General features: G+C 71.0%; 18 protein-coding genes. 8 read left to right on the top strand and 10 right to left on the bottom strand.

What is annotated here, in order from left to right; all coding sequences use genetic code 11:
- Positions 1-165: 165 nt before the first annotated feature.
- The 3 genes from ACRDPS_RS09875 to ACRDPS_RS09865 form a co-directional block, all read right to left on the bottom strand.
- The gene (locus tag ACRDPS_RS09875; protein ID WP_431501458.1) at positions 166-900 is read right to left on the bottom strand and encodes a methyltransferase domain-containing protein; all 735 of its coding nucleotides are present in this window, start codon (positions 898-900) and stop codon (positions 166-168) included.
- Positions 901-937: 37 nt separating this feature from the next.
- Positions 938-1,396, bottom strand: a complete 459-nt coding sequence (locus tag ACRDPS_RS09870) for an SAV_6107 family HEPN domain-containing protein (protein ID WP_431501457.1) — start codon at positions 1,394-1,396, stop codon at positions 938-940.
- Between the two features lie 182 nt (positions 1,397-1,578).
- Positions 1,579-2,172 carry a hypothetical protein gene (locus ACRDPS_RS09865; RefSeq protein ID WP_431501456.1) on the bottom strand — a complete coding sequence of 198 codons (594 nt, stop codon included), beginning with the start codon at positions 2,170-2,172 and terminating at the stop codon, positions 1,579-1,581.
- Positions 2,173-2,292: 120 nt separating this feature from the next.
- On the opposite strand from ACRDPS_RS09865, the gene ACRDPS_RS09860 reads away from it, so the two are divergent.
- Entirely contained in the window at positions 2,293-2,946 is a 654-nt protein-coding gene (locus ACRDPS_RS09860) for a DUF4126 domain-containing protein (RefSeq protein ID WP_431501455.1), read from the top strand.
- Positions 2,943-4,262 (top strand): phytoene desaturase family protein, encoded by a 1,320-nt coding sequence (locus ACRDPS_RS09855; RefSeq protein WP_431501454.1) that lies wholly within the window; start codon positions 2,943-2,945, stop codon positions 4,260-4,262. The genes ACRDPS_RS09860 and ACRDPS_RS09855 overlap by 4 nt, the downstream gene beginning before the upstream one ends.
- A gap of 181 nt (positions 4,263-4,443) precedes the next feature.
- Here the strand turns inward: ACRDPS_RS09855 and metF are convergent, their stop codons facing one another.
- On the bottom strand, positions 4,444-5,334 hold the full coding sequence (metF, locus tag ACRDPS_RS09850) for a methylenetetrahydrofolate reductase [NAD(P)H] (protein ID WP_431501453.1): 891 nt from the start codon (positions 5,332-5,334) through the stop codon (positions 4,444-4,446).
- 194 nt (positions 5,335-5,528) lie between these two features.
- Here metF and ACRDPS_RS09845 point away from each other — a divergent pair, with 194 nt between their 5' ends.
- Positions 5,529-6,614 (top strand): polyprenyl synthetase family protein, encoded by a 1,086-nt coding sequence (locus ACRDPS_RS09845; RefSeq protein ID WP_431501452.1) that lies wholly within the window; start codon positions 5,529-5,531, stop codon positions 6,612-6,614.
- Between the two features lie 18 nt (positions 6,615-6,632).
- On the opposite strand, the gene ACRDPS_RS09840 is transcribed toward ACRDPS_RS09845, so the two are convergent.
- Both ACRDPS_RS09840 and sigK read right to left on the bottom strand, forming a co-directional pair.
- Positions 6,633-7,313, bottom strand: a complete 681-nt coding sequence (locus ACRDPS_RS09840; protein ID WP_431501451.1) for an anti-sigma factor domain-containing protein — start codon at positions 7,311-7,313, stop codon at positions 6,633-6,635.
- Positions 7,303-7,953, bottom strand: coding sequence for an ECF RNA polymerase sigma factor SigK (gene sigK / locus ACRDPS_RS09835; RefSeq protein ID WP_431501450.1), 651 nt, complete (start codon positions 7,951-7,953; stop codon positions 7,303-7,305). The genes ACRDPS_RS09840 and sigK overlap by 11 nt, the downstream gene beginning before the upstream one ends.
- Positions 7,954-8,018: 65 nt before the next feature.
- On the opposite strand from sigK, the gene ACRDPS_RS09830 reads away from it, so the two are divergent.
- Positions 8,019-9,602, top strand: a complete 1,584-nt coding sequence (locus ACRDPS_RS09830; protein WP_431501449.1) for a molybdopterin-dependent oxidoreductase — start codon at positions 8,019-8,021, stop codon at positions 9,600-9,602.
- Positions 9,603-9,687: 85 nt separating this feature from the next.
- On the opposite strand, the gene ACRDPS_RS09825 is transcribed toward ACRDPS_RS09830, so the two are convergent.
- The 3 genes from ACRDPS_RS09825 to ACRDPS_RS09815 are packed head-to-tail and all read right to left on the bottom strand — an operon-like array spanning position 9,688 to position 10,947.
- Positions 9,688-10,110 carry a barstar family protein gene (locus tag ACRDPS_RS09825; RefSeq protein ID WP_431501448.1) on the bottom strand — a complete coding sequence of 141 codons (423 nt, stop codon included), beginning with the start codon at positions 10,108-10,110 and terminating at the stop codon, positions 9,688-9,690.
- An 18-nt stretch (positions 10,111-10,128) separates the two neighbouring features.
- Positions 10,129-10,536, bottom strand: a complete 408-nt coding sequence (locus ACRDPS_RS09820) for a ribonuclease domain-containing protein (RefSeq protein WP_431501447.1) — start codon at positions 10,534-10,536, stop codon at positions 10,129-10,131.
- Positions 10,537-10,575: 39 nt separating this feature from the next.
- Complete coding sequence (locus ACRDPS_RS09815; protein WP_431501446.1) at positions 10,576-10,947, bottom strand: Rv2175c family DNA-binding protein; 372 nt, start codon at positions 10,945-10,947, stop codon at positions 10,576-10,578.
- 193 nt (positions 10,948-11,140) lie between these two features.
- On the opposite strand from ACRDPS_RS09815, the gene pknB reads away from it, so the two are divergent.
- Genes pknB through ACRDPS_RS09795 form a run of 4 tightly spaced genes read left to right on the top strand, consistent with a single transcriptional unit; the run spans position 11,141 to position 16,114 of the window.
- The gene (gene pknB, locus ACRDPS_RS09810) at positions 11,141-13,270 is read left to right on the top strand and encodes a Stk1 family PASTA domain-containing Ser/Thr kinase (protein WP_431501445.1); all 2,130 of its coding nucleotides are present in this window, start codon (positions 11,141-11,143) and stop codon (positions 13,268-13,270) included.
- Positions 13,271-13,272: 2 nt separating this feature from the next.
- On the top strand, positions 13,273-14,190 hold the full coding sequence (locus ACRDPS_RS09805; RefSeq protein ID WP_431501444.1) for a deoxyribonuclease IV: 918 nt from the start codon (positions 13,273-13,275) through the stop codon (positions 14,188-14,190).
- A gap of 44 nt (positions 14,191-14,234) precedes the next feature.
- A complete protein-coding gene (locus tag ACRDPS_RS09800; protein WP_431501443.1) occupies positions 14,235-15,626 on the top strand; it encodes a hypothetical protein in 1,392 nt (463 codons plus the stop codon).
- Positions 15,627-15,640: 14 nt separating this feature from the next.
- Positions 15,641-16,114, top strand: coding sequence for a GNAT family N-acetyltransferase (locus tag ACRDPS_RS09795; RefSeq protein WP_431501442.1), 474 nt, complete (start codon positions 15,641-15,643; stop codon positions 16,112-16,114).
- A gap of 45 nt (positions 16,115-16,159) precedes the next feature.
- On the opposite strand, the gene ACRDPS_RS09790 is transcribed toward ACRDPS_RS09795, so the two are convergent.
- On the bottom strand, positions 16,160-17,500 hold the full coding sequence (locus ACRDPS_RS09790; RefSeq protein WP_431501441.1) for a class II 3-deoxy-7-phosphoheptulonate synthase: 1,341 nt from the start codon (positions 17,498-17,500) through the stop codon (positions 16,160-16,162).
- Positions 17,501-17,599: the final 99 nt, after the last annotated feature.

Genomic DNA, 17,599 nt, shown 5'->3' with positions numbered 1-17,599 from the left:
GGTCACCCCGATCCTCCGAGGGCCTGAACAAGCGCTGACTCGGCGCAAATGTCCCGCCGGAGCGCTAGCGGAGGTGGGACCTTTGCGCCGCGTCGGCGGCCGTGCGCAAAGCGAAGCGAGCCGAAAGCGAAGCGAAGCGAGCGAAAAGCGAAGCGAAGCGAGCGCCTAGGAAAGCGAAGCCAGCAAATGCACCTGAGAAGCCAACGGCAGATAGTCAGCCCGCGTAGAAGCCCGCTGCTCGAGATCAACGAGCGCCGCCCCAGCCCCAGAGTCAAGATCAAGCAGCGACCCAGGAACATGATCGACGAAGACCCGCACCCCCCGAACGTCGCGAACCGCGAACCCCGCAGCATCCAGAAGCCCAGTGACCTCCTCGAGCGAGAAGCGACGACCTGAACGCCCCTGCGGAGCGGTGTCGTCGATGAGCTCGGCTGCCTGGGCGAACTGACCGCCCAGAGCACGGGAGAGGACGGCGGCGGTGCGCTGTGCGACGAGCAGGCTGAGAGTGCCGCCGGAGCGGAGCACGTCGCGGATCCCCGCCAGTGCCGCCGCGGGGTCGGGGACGACCTCGAGGACGCCGTGACAGAGCACGAGGTCGGCGCCTGCCGGGTCGGCGACGTCGGAGAGTGCGGACAGGTCGCCTTGGAGCGCGTCGACGGAGACGCCGGCTTCGCGGGCACGGCGGTCGAGTGCGGCGAGCGCGTCGGGGCTGGGGTCGACGACGGTGACGTTGTGACCCAGCCCGGCGATGCGTACCGCTGAGGTGCCGGTGCCACCGCCGATGTCGAGGACGTCGAGCGTGCCGGCGTCTGGGACCGCCAGAACCTGGTCGAGCGCGTCCCAGACGGCGACGGTCCGGGCGCCTGCCCGACGACTGGTTGATGCGGAGCCAGCTGCCATGCGCCCAAGGGTAGGCCCTGTGTACGCATCACCTGAATCAGCCCACGAGGCGGTCGTGCCGAAGCCTGGCGACGTGGGAGGTGTGCGCCATCAGGCCCAGGGACTCCTCGACGACGGCGAGGAAGCGGTCGGCGTCGCGTACCTGGTCGTCGGCTTCCTCGGTGGTGACCGCCCGGATCGAGCCGGCTTCCGCGGCGGCCCGCTTGGCGGCCCCGGCAGCGAAGAAGTCGGCCCACTCGGAGAGCTCGGGGGCGAGCTTCTTCAGCCGGACCCAGGCATTCCAGGGGCGGCGACGGCCGGCCCTGCTCGCGGCCTCGACGGGGTCGGTGCGGGCTGCGATCAGCGCCGCCGCGGCCTGCAGGGCGGCGACATGGGCCATGGCGTACCTGCTCGGCGCGTCATCGGCGGTGATGGCCTCCGAGAGCGACTCGGTGGCGCGGAAGAGGTAGTTGTGCGTCGTCGCCGGCAGCAGATGCATCGGGTCGTCCTTCTCCATCAGGTCGACCCCGCAATGGACGGCTCCGGCGGGCGTCGGGGGTCGAGGACGACGCCCGCCAGAGCCTGTTTGTTCGAACATCTGTTCGAACACGAGATCAAACTACACCCCGCCACCGACAGTCACAAGACGTTTCGAGGGCGGGGCGTGTCGAGGCCGAGAGGCCGCGTGCGAAGCCGGGTTCAGTCCTCGGCGACGGCGCCGCGAATCCGGTGCGGAGGGTGGATGTAGCGCGTGTTCGCCGGCAACCACATCACGACCAGCAGCGCCGCGGCGAGGACGATCGCGATCCACGTGAGCACGCTGATGATCACCGGCGGGCCGGTGAGGATGCCCCCGACGCTGGCCACCGCGGAGATGAAGACCAGGAAGCTGATCACGATGCGGGCCCACTCGAACCCGTTGCGGAGGAAGACGGTGAGCACCCCCATCATCACGGCCATCACGCCGAACAGGGTGATCGCGGGTGCGATGAAGGCGGGCGCGCTGACCCGGTTGTCGGTGGGCGGGTTGATCAGGGCGTCTAGGCCCTCGGTCTCCAGGATGCGCTTGGCCGAGGGGTTGCCCTCTGCCCAAGCGCGCACCAGGTCATCCGAGCGCAGCACCATCACCACGACGACGACCGCGCTGAAGGCGATCAGGCCGATGACCAGCCGCACGGCCCACGTCATCTCGCGCGGAACGGGCTCGGCCGCGAGCGCTGCCACCTCGATGGCATCCTCCGCGTCCTCGCCCACGACCACACCTTCGTTCTCGTCGGGTGTCGTCATGGTCATCCGGTCTCCTTGCGCATGGGGGCTTCTTCGACCAGCCCATTCTGCCGTACGGAGCACAACCGGGATAAATACGGGATCGGATAGCGCTGCTCGACGCACGCGTAGGCCAAGATATGGCACATGGAATCTCTCGCGCTGACGTTCTCCAGCGGCTGGGCCAGTGGCATCAACGCCTACCTGGTCGTGCTGGTGCTCGGCGTGGTGCAGCGTACGTCGGGCGCCGAGGCGATCCCCGACGTGCTCGGCACCTGGCCGGTGCTGGCCGCGGCGGGGCTGATGTACGCCATCGAGTTCGTCGCCGACAAGGTGCCCTACATCGACTCGACCTGGGACTCGATCTCCACGGTGATCCGCCCGACGATCGGTGCCGTGATAGGCGTCCTGCTCGCCGGTGAGGCCGACTCGCTCAACGAGGCCGTGGGCGGCGTCGTGGGCGGTACGTCGGCGCTGATGTCCCACCTGGTCAAGGCGAGCGAGCGCCTGGCGGTCAACTCCTCCCCCGAGCCGGTCTCCAACTCCGTGGTCAGCCTCGCCGAGGACGGTCTCGTCCTGGGTGTGGTCTGGTTCGCGACCGAGCACCCCCTGGCCGCGGCCGGGGTCGCCGCCGCCCTGCTGGTGGCCGGACTGGTGCTGGTCTACCTCATCATCCGAGCCGTACGTGGTGGCTGGCGCAGGCTGACCCGGCGCAGGAGACACGGGAGCGGCCCGTCAGACCGATCTGGCCCGTCAGGTCCGTCCTCGGACGGCACCACCAAGCCCTACCCCGTCCAGTGACCGGCGTCGTCGTCCTCGGGGGCGGGTACGCCGGCCTGGCCAGCGCCGCACGACTGGCCAAGATCGGCCACTCGGTGACCCTGCTGGAGGCCTCCGGCGAGCTCGGCGGCGCCCTGGTGCCGGTTCGCGAGGAGGGCTTCACCTGGGACGCCTCGGCGACCTCGACCCTGCTGCCCGCGGTGATGCGCGACCTGTTCCGCAAGTCCGGGCGGCCGGCCGAGCGCGAGCTCGAGCTGGTGCCCCTCGACGTCGTCCGCGAGCACCGGTTCGCCGACAAGACCTCGGTCGCGGTGCCCGGCGGCACCCGGGGCGCTCAGGTGGCGGCCTTCGACAAGCTGGGCGCGGGCCTGGGCGAGCAGTGGGCCGACTACGTCGCGCGGTTCGGCGAGGACTGGGAGGTGCTACGCCAGCACTACTTCGAGGTGCCCTGGGAGCCGGCGGCGCTCCCGTCCGCCGTCGCGGCGCGGCTCCGGTCCCGCGAGACCCTCCACAAGCGGCTGCGCAAGACGTTCAAGGACGAGCGGCTGCGGCTGGTCGCGGGTCACCCGTTCGTGGCCGCGGGGCAGCAGCTCCGCGACGTACCTGCCTGGGCGGGGCTCACCGCCTACCTCGAGCAGCGGTTCGGTTCCTGGCGGGTCGACGGCGGGATGGGCGTGGTCGCCGAGGTGCTCGCCGACCGGATGGCCACGCGCCGGGTCACGGTGCGGACCGCGACCAGGGTGGAGGACATCGTCGTACGCGGCGGCCGGGCGGTCGCGGTGCGGACCACCGCGGACGAGATCGACCTCGGCCCGGACGGAGCGGTGGTGGTCGCGTTCGACCCGCGCTCCCTGCCGGCCCTGCGGCCGCTGGTGGACCGTACGCTGCCGGCGATCCCGCCGTTGACCTTCCACCTCGGCCTCGGCTCGCTGCCGGACCACCTCACCGACCTCCCCGACGAGCTGGTCCTCCACGGTGAGCCGACCCTGGTCGTACGCACCCGCGGGCAGGCACCCGAGGGACGGCACGCCTGGACGGTCCACTCCTACGGCAAGCTGATGGAGGACGTCCTGCTCGCCCTGGCCCGCCACAAGATCGACCTCCGCGAGCACGTCGTCCACCGCGTCGACCTGGGCGCCGCCGAGCTCGTACGCCGCTGGCGCGGGTCGCCGCTCGGGGTGAAGTGGGCGGGGCGCGACACCGTCTTCCAGCGTCTCGGGCCGAGGACCCCGATCGAGAACGTGTACGCGGCCGGAGCCCACGCCACACCAGGCTCGGGCCTCCCCTTCACCGGCCTCTCCGCCGCCCTCGTCGCCCAGTCCATCGGCCCCGCCTGACCCCCGCACCCCTCCGCCGAATCGGCACATCCTGACCAGAACCAATGCCGAGTCGGCTCGTCATGACGAGCCGACTCGGCGTGATCTGTGGTCAGTTCGAGCCGACTCGGCGAACCGGGGACGGGCTTGTCGGGACCTCGCCGCTCAAAAGGTCTCGACAGGCTCGACCAGGGGCTCCGCGTTACACCGTGACGTTGAGCTTGGCGAAGATCTCCAGCGTCGCCTTGGAGCGGTTGAGGGTGTAGAAGTGCAGCCCGGGCGCGCCTCCGTCGAGGAGCTCCTCGCACAGCTCGGCGGCCGCGGCGATGCCCTCGGCACGGATGTCGGCGGGGTCCGGGCCCGCCGCGGTGATGCGCTCGACGACCTCGTCGGGGACCTCGGCGCCGATGAGCTCGCTCTGGCGGCGGATGGCGGCGAGGTTCAGGATCGGCATGATCCCGGGCAGGATCGGGAGGTCGACGCCGCGAGCGCGGACCCGGTCGACGAGTCCGAAGTAGTCCTCGGCCCGGAAGAACATCTGGGTGACCGCGAACTCCGCGCCGGCCCTCGCCTTGGCGACCAGCACGTCGGCGTCGGCCTCGATCGACTCGGCGCCCGGGTGGCCCTCCGGGAAGGCGGCGACGCCGATTCGGAAGTCACCGCGCTCCTTGGCCAGCTTCACGACATCAACGGCGTAGTCGAGGCCGTCGTCGGTCGGGATCCACTCGGCGCGTGGGCCCTCGGCAGGGTCGCCGCGCAGCGCCATCACATGGGCGACACCCTGGCCCGCGTAGGCGTCCAGGATCCCGGCGACCTCGTCGCGGGTGTGGCCGACGCAGGTCAGGTGGGCGACAGGCAGCAGCTCGGTCTCGGCGGCGATGCGCCCGGTGATCGCCACGGTCTTGTCACGGGTGGAGCCGCCGGCGCCGTAGGTGACGCTCACGAAGGTCGGGCGGTAGGGCTCCAGGGCACGTACGGCATTCCAAAGCTGCTCCTCGCCGGCCTCGTCCTTCGGTGGGAAGAACTCGAATGAGAACGAACGTTCGCCTTGTCTGATCAGCTCCGCGAGGGAGCGTCCACGTCCAGTCACCATCGGGCCATCTTAGAGGTCTCGCCGGCTGGCGAGGCCGTAGCGAGCGACGCGAGACGTGTGTCCTGGCAAGGCGCCGACGCGAGGCGGCCCGGGGTTGGCCGGTGAGCGGTGGCAACGCCGCCAGGGCGCGCGGATCGTGACGCGCAGCAGGCCTGGCCGGCCGGCGAGACCTCTAGGTGGCCTAGGCTCGTAGAGTGAATGAAACGTGGGACGCCGATGAATTCCGCCGCCGCGTCCAGGAGGCTCTGCACGCCTTCCTCGAGGCACAGACCGAGCGGTTGGCTCCGCTGGGCGACGAGGTCGAGCCACTGCTGCGACGGGCCCGCGAGTCCACCTCCGGAGGCAAGCGGCTGCGGGCCGCGTTCTGCTACTGGGGCTTCCTGTCCGTCCGCCCGTCTCCCTCGGTGACCGAGGAGGAGTCGCTCGTACGCGCCGCTGCCGCGCTCGAGCTGCTCCAGGCCTCCGCACTGGTCCACGACGACGTCATCGACGACTCCGACACCCGGCGCGGCGCACCGGCCGCCCACCGCGCCTTCGAGGCCGACCACTCCGCCGCGGGTTGGCCGGGCCGGTCCCGCGCCTACGGCGATGCCGCCGCGGTGCTCCTCGGGGACCTGCTGCTGACCTGGTCCGACGAGCTGCTGCGTACGGCTGGGTTCGGGGCCGCCGAGACCGCCGCCGCGCTCGGGGTCTTCGACCACACCCGCAGCGAGGTCGTCGCCGGCCAGTTCCTCGACATCACCGTCCAGGCGCGCGGCGCCGCGGACGTCGAGGCCGCCATGAAGGTGGTCCGCTACAAGGCCGCGAAATACTCCGTCGAGCGCCCGCTCCACGTCGGCGCCGCCCTGGCCGGCGCCTCCGGCGAGCAGATCGAGGCCCTCTCGGCCTACGGCCTCCCCGTCGGCGAGGCCTTCCAGCTCCGCGATGACCTCCTCGGCGTCTTCGGCGACCCCTCGGTCACCGGCAAGCCCGCCGGTGACGATCTCGTCGAGGGCAAGCGCACCGTCCTGATCGCCCTGGCACTGACGGGATCGGCCGCCCCGGACGCCGAGCTCCTCGACCGCGCCCTGGGCCAACAGCTGAGCGTGGACGAGGTCACCCGCCTGCGTACGGTCATCGCCTCCTCCGGCGCCGAGCAGCAGGTCGAGAAGACCATCACCGAGCTCGCCGACCAGGGCCTCACCGCCCTCGACCGCGCCAAGTCCGCCGGCACCATCGACCCCCGCGCCGCCGGCGTCCTCCGCGCCCTGGCCACAGCGGCCACCCAGCGCACCGTCTGACGCCGAGACGCCGCAGTGTCAGAGGCTCCCGGAGGGCATCTGGAAGAGGACCTTGTCCGATGGACTGTCGGAGCCGCCCATGGGCTCCATGGTCACCATGAGGTCGCCGTCGGCCATGGGGATGGCGACGGCCATCTGGTCGTCGAGGACGCCGGCGGACTCCATGCCGGCCTGGGTGTGCCACCAGACCTGGTAGGTCATGCCGGTGGGGCGGTCCAGGTGCGCCGTGTCGACTGCGACCATGTGCATGTCGTGGGACATCGCGACCATGAGCTCGCCGTCGGAGGTCTCCTGCTTGTGCATCCGCGCGTCGGGGGCGGAGATGACCTGCGCGGCGGTCATGGCGGGCGGGTCGTCGTCGCGTACGACCACACCGACCGTCACTCCCGCCCCGATGATCACCGCGGCGGCAGCGGCCACGGCGCCGAGGATCCAGCGGCGACGAGTCCGGCGGGCGGCGTCGACGACCGGCGGCAGCTGCGGCGTCTCGGAAGCCGTACGCCGCACGCTGGCGCGCAGGGAAGCAGGAGGTGTCCGGGCGACCTCCTCCGCCAGCGACGCAGTGGTCGGGCGCAGCGAGTCGACCTCCTCGCGACAGTCGGCGCAGGTGGCCAGGTGCGCCTCGACGTCGGAGCGCTCGACGGGATCCAGGGCGTTGAGGAGATAGGGGCCGACCAGGCCGTGCACATCAGGAGCCATCGCGTACCCCTCCTCGATCTTCCTCGGTCTCCGCTTCGGCCAGGCAGTCCCGAAGCCGGATCAGACCGTCCCGCATCCGCGACTTCACCGTCGGCAGCGGCCGCCCGAGCATCTCGGCGACCTCGCGATAGGTGAACCCCTGGTAGTAGGCCAGCCGCACGGCCTGCGACTGGAGCGGGGTGAGCGACTCCAGGCAGCGACGTACGCCCTCGTGCTCGGAGGCCAGGACGACCGCCTCCTCCGGGCCGGCGACCTCCACCGGTTCGCGCCGGGCGACATGCTCGTCCCGGACACGAGACGCCTCCGAGGAGCGCACCGTGTCCACGGCCCGCCGGTGTGCGATCGTCAGCACCCAGGTCCGCACCGAGCCTCGTGAGGCATCGAACCGGGCCGCCTGGCGCCACACCTCGACGAACACCTCCTGGGTCACCTCCTCGGCACGCGAAGGGTCCCGCACCACTCGCCTGGCCACGCCGTAGACGAGCGGGGCCAGGACGTCGTAGAACCTCTCGAACTCGTCCAGGTCACCCCCGGCGACCGCGGCCAGCAGCGCCGCCGGATCCGTCTCCGGCGGCGATCCCTCACCCACGACCCGCAACGCTCGCGGCACGCGCACTCCCCTCCACAGCTGGTCGACCATGGTTCGCCACCGACGAGTGAGAGGATTGGTCCCATCCGACCATCCAGCGGCTACGAATCCACAGCATGACATCCCGCACCCTCCCCGAGCAGCGCGCCTCGGGCCTCCCTCCGGCGGCAGGCATCCCGAGCGGCCCGGTCGCGGGCATCGCGGCGGGCGTGCTCGGTCTCGGCATCGCCGAGCTGATCGCGGCCCTGGTCCGCGGCGCCTCTCCCCTGCTCGCGCTCGGTGACCGTGTCATCGACCTCACCCCGCGCTGGCTCAAGGAGGCGGCGGTCGCCACCTTCGGCACCGCCGACAAGCCGATCCTGCTGGCTTGTGTCGCGCTGGTGACGCTGGCCCTCCTCGCCGTCGCGGGCGCCCTGGCCGTACGCCGCCTGGTCCTCGGCGTCGCGACGCTGCTGGTCCTCGGGGCCGTCGACATCGCGGCCCTCCTCGCCGATCGTGCGGGCAACGGCACCGGCGGCGTACTCGCCCTTCTGGCCGGCCTCCTCATCGGCTCGCTGGCCCTCGTCCATCTCACCCGCGAAGCCCGGGCCGCCGGGCCCACGCCCAGCCCGTCGCCGACGGCTGCCGGCGAGGCGGTCGCGCCGACGGGGTTCGACCGGCGCAGGTTTCTGGTCACCGCCTCGGCGATGACGGCGGTCGGCGCGGCCGGCGGGGTCGGAGCACGGGTGATCACCTCCCGCCGCCTCCCAGCGCCGACGGTGGCGATCCCGGCGACCGTCTCCCCCGCCGCGCCGCTCCCGGAAGGGGCCGCGCTCCGCATCGACGGGCTCACGCCCTACCTGACCCCGGTCGACGACTTCTACCGGATCGACATCGCCCTGCTCACCCCTCGCCTCGACGTCGCCGACTACCGCCTCAAGATCCACGGGCTGGTCGACAACCCGGTCGAGCTGACCTACGAGGACCTGCTCGCGATGCCCCTCTACGAGCGTCGCGTCACCATCGCCTGCGTCTCCAACACGGTCGGCGGCGACCTGATCGGCAACGCGACCTGGACCGGCGTACGCATCCGCGACGTCCTCAAGCGCGCCGGCCTCGACCCCGACGCCGACGCGGTCAAGTCCACCGGCGCCGACGGGATCACCATCGGCACGCCCCTCGAGGCGCTCACCGACGGTCGCGACTCGCTGCTCGCCATCGCCCAGAACGGCGAGCCGCTGACGCGGGAGCACGGCTTCCCCGTACGCATGGTCGTCCCCGGTCTCTACGGCTACGTCTCGGCCACCAAGTGGCTCACCGAGCTCGAGGTCACCCGCTTCGACGACTTCCGTGCCTACTGGACCGACCGGGGCTGGTCCGCGGAGGGCCCGATCAAGACCGAGTGCCGCATCGACATCCCCGGCGAGGACGTGATGGCGGGCGAGCGGACCGTCGCCGGCGTCGCCTGGGCGCAGCACCGTGGGGTGAGCAAGGTCGAGGTACGCGTCGACGACGGCCCCTGGGAGCCCGCCACCCTCGCGACCGAGGACAGCATCGACACCTGGCGCCAGTGGACCTACCGCTGGGACGCCACCGAGGGCGAGCACCGGATCCAGGCCCGGGCCACCGACCGCACCGGCACCCCGCAGACCGCCCAGGAGGCACCACCTGCCCCCGACGGGGCCAGCGGCTACCCCACCCGCACGGTCAACGTCGGGTGATCCGGACCGAATCACGTAGACGACGTGGGAACTCCGGTGTCACTGGGTGACTTCAGGACTCCCACGTCGGGAGGTCGAGGCGGCCTCAGCCCAGGTCGGCCACGGCGACTTCCGGGCCGTCCCCGCGCAGCAGCACGGTGAACGCGGGCCGGTCCTCGGAGATCTCGGCGGCCCGGTCTCGCAGCACGCGGAGCACCTTGGCGAAGACCTCCGGCGATGCGTACGCCACCGCGCCCCACGTCTCCCACAGCAGCACCGTGGGGGCGGAGACGTCGCGCAGGCAGTCCCACAGCGCGTCCAGGTTGCGACCGAAGTGGGACGGGAAGCCGAGCGCGGTGCCGATGGCCCCGAGCACCTCGTCCTTGGTCTCGACGACGTCGGAGACCTGCGCCAGCGACCAGCCCGCGGCGGCGACCGACTCGGAGAGGTCCGCCGCGGCCAGCTCGGTGTGCCAGCGGTAGACGCCGGGATCGACCTTCCCCGCGAGAAGCCCCGCCAGCCCACTCATTCCGCCACGCTCATTCCATTACCCCCGGTCGATCCGTGAGAACGACTCGTAGTGGTCCTCGGTGTAGTAGAACTCTCCACCCTCACCAGTGACGATACGCCGCGCGCCACGGTCGTCCGATCCTGGCGTGGGGACGGTGTATTCCGCGTAGTAGCCGGAGGATTCCTCCGGCAGGATGCCCTCACGGTTGCCGAAGGTGGTGCCGTCCTTGTCCGGATACGGGAACGGTCCGCCGGCGTCGATCAGCTCGAGCGTCTCCACCCCCTCGGGCGGGAGGTCGGACTCCGCGATCCACGCCAACCCGCTCCCCGGGTCGGTCCCGCCGCCGCCCGGGTCCCCGCCGTCCCCCGGATCGGTGCCGCATCCGGCGAACAGCGTCATGAGCAGCGCGGTCAGCACCGCTGCGAGGACCGAGTTGAGCTTCACGTACGTCGTCTCCCGAGAATGTGACGGATCAGGGCGGGCCTAGAGTGCCATCGCCTGGGCCCGGCGCTTGACCTCCGAACCACGGTTCTCCCGAAGCGCGTCGATCGGCCGGCCGGGAAGGTCGTCGTCGAGGAAGAGCCAGGCGATGATCTCGCGGTCGTCGTAGCGGCCGTCGTGGAGCACGTGCAGCAACCCGCCGAGCCCCTTGACCGGCAGTCCGTCCTGGATGAACAGGGCCGGGATGCGCTGGCCCTTCACGCCCGGAGGCACCGCCGCCGCGAGCTCGTGCTCGCGGATCATCGTACGCACCTTCCCCACGGTCACTCCGAGCTGCGAGGCGGCCGAAGCCCAGTCGATCCACTCTTCGACCAGGACACCCAGATCCTGCTCTGCCAACGTCACATCGCTCATCCCGCCACCCCAATAGCGCAAGCGCCAGAATACGGAAATGGCGGCCTGAGGCCCACGGTCACTCGCTGACGCTCGCTCATAACGATCACATTACCGGCCAGGGTAGGTGTGCCGGAAAGTCGTGAGTGGGACCCGCTGGTCCGTACCATTGCCCGGTCCGGAATACTTCTCCAACCGGAGACAGGAGGAACGCGTGGCTAGTGAAGCGGACCCCCGCGACAGCGTCGGTGGGCGCTACGGCGGAGGCTCGGCTACCGCTTCCGACCCTCTTTTGGGCAAGGCCCTGGGAGCGCGTTACCGGATCGTCGAGAAGGTTGCCAAGGGCGGGATGGCGACGGTCTACGTCGCCCACGACATGCGGCTGGACCGCATCGTCGCCGTCAAGGTCATGCATCAGGACCTCGATGAGGAGGGCAACTTCGGCGAGCGCTTCGTGAGCGAGGCCAGGTCTGCCGCGAAGCTCTCCCACCCCAACGTGGTCGCCGTCTACGACCAGGACGAGGACGACGGCGTCGCCTTCCTCGCGATGGAGTACATCGATGGCCACACCCTGCGCGACACGATCGCCTCGCAGGCGCCGCTGGGCGCGGCGAAGGCGCTGGCCTACATCGAGCCGATCCTGAGCGCGATGACCGCGGCCCACGCGATCGGGATCGTGCACCGCGACATCAAGCCGGAGAACGTCCTCATCACCACCGGCGCTGCCTCGATCTCGCAGCGGGTCAAGGTCGCCGACTTCGGCCTTGCCCGGGTGATGAACAACAACTCCAACGACGCCACCACCGGCACCCTGGTCGGCACCGTCTCCTACCTGGCGCCCGAGCTCGTCACCGAGTCCAGGTCCGGGCCGCGTACGGATGTTTACGCCGCCGGAGTCGTCCTCTACGAGCTGCTCACCGGACGCAAGCCGCACAGCGGCCCCAGCCCCGTCGACATCGCCTACAAGCACGTGCACGAGGACATCCCGCCGCCGTCGAGGGCCGCGCCCGGGATCCCCCGTTACGTCGACGCCCTGGTCGCCCGCGCGACCGCACGCGACCCCGAGCTTCGCCCGGCCGACGCCGGGGTGCTCCTGCGCATGGTCAACCGCGTCATGGCGACCCTGTCCTCGGGCATCTTCGACGACCCCGACCTCACCGCCGATCTGGCGCTGCCGACCACGGCCGGGGCCGTCACCGGAGCGGCTGCCGCCGAGCTGGCCGAGGCCGCCGGCCCGGACTCCCCGGCGTCGGCACACGACGAGGCCGGCACCGAGTCGACCGCCGTGCTCCCCGCGCTCTCCACGGGCCCCAACAGTCACCCACCGGGTCGTCCCCCGGGCCCCGCCGGCCCACCTCCGGGCACCGGCCTTCCCGCCGGCACCCGGCTCTCCCTGGCCGAGCCGGAGGAGAACGTACGCATCGCCCCGACCCCCACACAGCCCAAGCAGCGCGGGGGCATGCCGGGCAGATGGAAGGGCCCGCTCGCCGTCGGCGCCGCCGTGGTCGCCGTAGCGCTCGTGGCCGCCGGGCTGTGGTGGTTCACCGACGGCCGCTACGAGCGGGTGCCCGCGGTGGCCGGCATGACCAAGGCAGAGGCCACCACCGAGCTGCAGAACGCCGGCTTCGACGTCTCGGCCAACACCGAGTTCTCCGACACCGTCAAGAAGGGCACGGTGATCGACTCCGACCCTGGCCGTGGCGACAAGTCACTGCCCGGCTCGACGGTCGAGATCAGCGTCAGCAAGGGCATCGAGGAGTATTCGGTGCCCAAGGTCAAGGGCATGCTCGCCGACGACGCCCAGGACGCGATCCAGGACCTCGGGCTCACCGTGGGCGACCCGATCGAGAGGTTCAACGACGACGTCCGAGAGGGCCACGTCATCAACTCCCAGCCGCGCGCCGGCACGATGGTGCGACCGGGCAAGGCCGTGGTGCTGGTGATCAGCAAGGGTCCCGCGCCGGTCGACATCGTCGACTGGACCGGCCGCAGCGCCGACCGGGCCAAGAACTCTCTCGAGGGTGACGGCCTGAAGGTCGAGATCCAGGAGGAGGAGAGCCAGGAGGTCCAGCCCGGCACCGTGCTCAGCCAGAACCCCAGCTCCGGCACCCTCCCCAAGGGCGAGACCGTGACCCTCGTGGTCGCCAAGGGCCCGGCCGCGGTGCCGGTCCCCAACGTCGTCGGCAGCAGCAAGGACGCCGCCAGGCAGACCCTCGAGGCAGCCGGGTTCACGGTCAGGGAGGAGCGGGACGAGTTCTCGCTCGGGCTCAACTTCGTGACCCGGCAGGAGCCCGCCTCCGGCGAGGCGCCGGCCGGCTCCGAGATCACGATCTGGCTGAACTGACCTTGACTTCACACGCTGCCTCCGCGGCTCGGAACCCGATCGGCACCCACGTACAGGTCGGAAAAGGCCTGGTCACGGGAGCTCTCGCCAACACCGACGCGGTCGGCGGCGAGACGCTGCAGATCTTCGTCGGCAACCCACGAGGCTGGGCGCTCTCGGCCGGGAAGCCGGCCGAGGACAAGGCGTTCCGGGCCGAGCTCGAGCGACGCGGGATGCGCGCGTTCATCCACGCCCCCTACCTGGTCAACCTCGGCTCGCCGACACCCGCGACGTACGAGAAGTCCGCCGCTCTCGTCGCTCACAACCTCCGGCGTGCCGCCGACATCGGCGCCGAGGGAGTGGTCATCCACACCGGCTCCTTCGTCTCGCCCGAGGGCGACTCGAGCGAGAAGTACGCGGCCGCGATGAAGCAGGTGCGCGAGGCGCTGCTGCCCGTGCTCGACGACATCGAGGCCGAGGACGCGCCCTGGCTGCTCCTGGAGCCGACCGCCGGTCAGGGACGTTCGCTGTGCGCGGGGGTCGAGGACCTTCCCGCCTACCTGGGGGCCGTCGACTTCCATCCCAAGGCGGGGATCTGCCTGGACACCTGCCATGTCTTCGCCGCCGGCGAGCCCTTGGACGACCCCGGTGGCGCCACCGCCTGTGTCGACCGGATCGTCGAGATCGGCGGCCCCGGGCGGCTTCGGCTGATCCACGCCAACGACTCCAAGGACGTACGCGGCAAGCATCTCGACCGGCACGAGCAGATCGGTCGCGGCCACATCGGCACGACAGCCTTCGAGGAGCTCTTCGCGCATCCGGCGACCGAGGGTGTGCCCTTCGTCCTGGAGACGCCGGGCTCGCGTGAGGCGGACAACGCCGATCTCCCGCTGCTGCGCGATCTTCGGGCATCGGCGCAGGCGCTCAGGCATGTGACCTAGTCTTGGGACTGCACGGGAGTGATCTTCGACGCCATGGGGGTGGCATGACCAGCTGCGCACAGTGCGGTTACCGGCTCTCCGGCCAACCGACCTGCCCGATCTGTGGTCTCGCGATCGCCACGGTGCCCGAGGCCGAGGTGTCCCCCGCGACCGGGTCCGCCGAGCGCGTCCCCGACCAGGCGCCCGAGGCCGGCTCCACCGACGTAGAGGAAGGGGCACGACCCGTGTCCACAGCTGCGAACGACGACGTCACACCCGAGACCGACGAGCCGAACGGGTCCACCGCACGACGGCAACCGGTCGAGACGGTCGCGCCGGAGACTCCCGAGGACGACGTGCCCGACGCGGAGCAGACCTCACTGAGCCTGCCCCGGATCAGCGCCTACGGCGACCACGACCACCCCGGCCCCGCCGAGTCGATGGCTGCCGAGGCGCCCCAGGACGAGACGACCGGAGCGAGGTCGAGCGGCGAGCTTGCTCGTCCGCTCGCGCCGAGCGAGGGAGTAATCGCGCGAAGCGCGGAGCCCACCGAGCGCACCTCGATCCGCCGCCCGCCCGAGGTCGACGAGCAGCTCGACACCCAGGACGAACCTGGCGAGGCCACCGTGATCCGTCCGGCGTTCGCTCCTCCCACCGCTCCCCCGCCTACCGCTCCGCCGCCGGCACAGGCACCTGCCGACGAATCGGTCCCGGCTGCCTCTTGGGCCGAGGACGCCCCCGACACCGGCACGGTGTCCGCACCGACCGACGAGGACGCCGTGATCCCGTCCCCGGAGCCCTCACCCATCCCGGACCCGGACCCCGAGCCCGTGCCCGTTCCGGAGCCCGGTCCCACGCCCGGGCCCCCTCCGGAGCCCGTTCCCGAGCCAGGGCCCACGCCTGGGCCCCCTCCGGAGCCCGTTCCCGAGCCAGGCCCCACCCCCGGGCCCCCTCCGGAGCCCGTTCCCGAGCCTGAGCCGGTCTCCGAGACAGCCCCCGAGCCGAGTCCCGATCCCGTCTCCGCCGCTGAGATCGCGCCCGAGACCGACCCGGTCTCCGAGACCACGGCCGAGGCGACGTACCAGCCGTTCGTGCAGCCCTCGGGCATGCTCGTCCAGGAGTCGAGGAACGGGCGTGCCCGCCACTGGGCACCGCCCGAGGAGGCGCAGCCGGAGCAGACCTACGACGCCGAGCCGGCCTACGCGAGCGGCTATGCCACCGAGGAGGCGTACGCCACCGACGACGCCGGTGTCTGGCAGCCCGGCTTCGGATATCCGAGCGATCAGGACTATGCCGGTGAGGACGCGCAGGACTACGACGTCCAGCAGGAGTACGTCTCCTCGCTGATGGCCTCCGAGGGCGAGGACAACCCGTCGACCTGGGTGGTCCTGCTGTGGGTGGGTGCCATCTTCATGATCCTGCTGCTGGTGCTCGGCATCTGGCTGATGACGCTGTAGGCCCCGGCCCGCCTATGCCGAGGATCATCGTCGCCGAGATCGGCAACGACGAGCAGCGCAGCCAGGCCGTCGAGATCTGGCGGGCAGCCAACGCCGCCCGCCGCCGAACCGCCACCGAGGCCAGGGTCCGGCGGGTGCGCGAGAACCTCGGCGCGGCCGAGCTGGCGCTGCTGGCCCACTACGGCGCCCGCCCCGCAGGCATGCTGCTGGCCGAGACCTACCTCGTCGACGGCGTACCCCTGCCCGGGTTCGGCCACATCTCCATGGTCTTCGTCGACCCCGCGGTGTGGGGCTCGCACGTCGGCACCGAGATGATCCGCGACCTCCAGGCACGCGGCTGGGAGGGCCTCAGCGTGTGGACCCGCACCGACAACCGCCGCGCCCAGCGACTCTACGAACGCACCGGCTTCACCGACACCAGCAACCGCAGCACCCTCCACGACGGCGACGAGATCATGCAGCTCGCGTGGGCGGCCCAGGACGACTGAGCGTCGTCCCAGTGCAGGTCTGAACGAAGTGGCCCGGGGCGGCGCTCAGCGGGACCGGAGCATCTCTGCGACCTGAAAGGCCATCTCGAGCGACTGGACACGGTTGAGGCGCGGGTCGACGACGGACTCGTAGCGGTGCACGAGACCGGCCTCGTCGAGCTCCTCGCCGCCGCCGATGATCTCGGTGACGTCGTCGCCGGTGTTCTCCACCAGGATGCCGCCGGGGACGGTGCCGAGGGCGTGGTGGACGTCGAAGAAGCCCTGGACCTCGTCGAGCACGTCCTCGAAGCGGCGGGTCTTGTAGCCGTTGGAGGTGGAGAAGGTGTTGCCGTGCATCGGGTCGCTGATCCAGGTGACCTTGACGCCCTCGGCGGTGATCTTCTCGACCAGACCGGGCAGACCGTCGCGCACCTTCCCCGCACCGAAGCGGGTGATGAAGGTGAGCCGGCCCTCCTCGTTCTTCGGGTTGAGCTTGGCGGCCAGCGCGAGCGCGTCGTCGGGGGTCGCGGTGGGACCGAGCTTGCAGCCGATCGGGTTGTTGAGGTGGCGGAAGTACTCCACGTGGGCGCCGTCGAGCTGGCGGGTGCGCTCACCGATCCAGACGAAGTGGCCCGAGACGTTGTAGGGCGTCTCGGTGCGGGAGTCGATGCGCGTCATCGCGTGCTCGTACTCCATCAGCAGGGCCTCGTGGGAGGAGTAGAAGTCGACCCGGTGGAACTCCTCCGGGTCGGCGCCGATGGCCTCCATGAACGCGATCGCGCGCTCGATCTCGGAGCCCATCGCCTCGTACTTCGCGCCCACGGGCGAGTTGCGCACGAACTCGGAGTTCCAGGTGTGCACCTGGCGCAGGTCGGCGTAGCCACCGGTGGTGAAGGCGCGCACGAGGTTCAGCGTCGAGGACGAGGCGTGGTAGACGTCCAGCAGCCGCTGCGGGTCGGGGATGCGGGACTCGGGGGTGAACTCGAAGCCGTTGACCGCGTCGCCGCGGTAGGCGGGCAGGGTCACGCCGTCGCGAGTCTCCATGTCGGAGGAGCGCGGCTTGGCGTACTGCCCCGCGAGACGGCCGATCTTGATGACCGGGACGGAGGCGGCGTACGTCAGCACGACGGCCATCTGCAGCAGCACCCGCAGCTTGTTGCGGGTGTTGTCGGCGGTCGCCTCAGCGAACACCTCGGCGCAGTCACCGCCCTGCAGGATGAACGCCTCACCGCGGCCGGCGGCGGCGATCGAGCTCTTGAGCTGGTCGCACTCCCCCGCAAAGACGAGCGGCGGCTGGTTCCTCAGCTTCTCGACCGCCGCGGCCAGGGCGACCGGGTCGGCATAGGTCGGCTGCTGAAGGGCTCCGATGGCGTGCAGCTGCTCGAGGGAGGGGAAGGCGTCGTTCACGAGCCTCAGAGTACGCGGATCACCCCGTTGTTACGAAGTCATCTCAGTCCTGAGCGCGTACGCCGCGGGGCCGGCGTGCGCCTGATTCAGACGTACGCC

The sequence above is a fragment of the Nocardioides sp. genome, from assembly GCF_050699375.1.
GTDB lineage: Bacteria > Actinomycetota > Actinomycetes > Propionibacteriales > Nocardioidaceae > Nocardioides.
Note: the sequence above shows the minus strand (reverse complement) of the source record. Positions and strands in the feature narration are given on the sequence as shown.

What these genes read in the sequence shown, in the direction of transcription:
- ACRDPS_RS09865 (WP_431501456.1), bottom strand. Translation starts at nt 2,172, where the DNA reads ATGACCATGACGACACCCGACGAGAACGAAGGTGTGGTCGTGGGCGAG.
- ACRDPS_RS09830 (WP_431501449.1), top strand. Translation starts at nt 8,019, where the DNA reads ATGACATCCCGCACCCTCCCCGAGCAGCGCGCCTCGGGCCTCCCTCCG.
- ACRDPS_RS09815 (WP_431501446.1), bottom strand. Translation starts at nt 10,947, where the DNA reads ATGAGCGATGTGACGTTGGCAGAGCAGGATCTGGGTGTCCTGGTCGAA.
- ACRDPS_RS09840 (WP_431501451.1), bottom strand. Translation starts at nt 7,313, where the DNA reads ATGGCTCCTGATGTGCACGGCCTGGTCGGCCCCTATCTCCTCAACGCC.
- metF (WP_431501453.1), bottom strand. Translation starts at nt 5,334, where the DNA reads ATGGTGACTGGACGTGGACGCTCCCTCGCGGAGCTGATCAGACAAGGC.
- ACRDPS_RS09860 (WP_431501455.1), top strand. Translation starts at nt 2,293, where the DNA reads ATGGAATCTCTCGCGCTGACGTTCTCCAGCGGCTGGGCCAGTGGCATC.
- ACRDPS_RS09825 (WP_431501448.1), bottom strand. Translation starts at nt 10,110, where the DNA reads ATGAGTGGGCTGGCGGGGCTTCTCGCGGGGAAGGTCGATCCCGGCGTC.
- sigK (WP_431501450.1), bottom strand. Translation starts at nt 7,953, where the DNA reads ATGGTCGACCAGCTGTGGAGGGGAGTGCGCGTGCCGCGAGCGTTGCGG.
- ACRDPS_RS09875 (WP_431501458.1), bottom strand. Translation starts at nt 900, where the DNA reads ATGGCAGCTGGCTCCGCATCAACCAGTCGTCGGGCAGGCGCCCGGACC.
- ACRDPS_RS09795 (WP_431501442.1), top strand. Translation starts at nt 15,641, where the DNA reads ATGCCGAGGATCATCGTCGCCGAGATCGGCAACGACGAGCAGCGCAGC.
- ACRDPS_RS09800 (WP_431501443.1), top strand. Translation starts at nt 14,235, where the DNA reads ATGACCAGCTGCGCACAGTGCGGTTACCGGCTCTCCGGCCAACCGACC.
- ACRDPS_RS09870 (WP_431501457.1), bottom strand. Translation starts at nt 1,396, where the DNA reads ATGGAGAAGGACGACCCGATGCATCTGCTGCCGGCGACGACGCACAAC.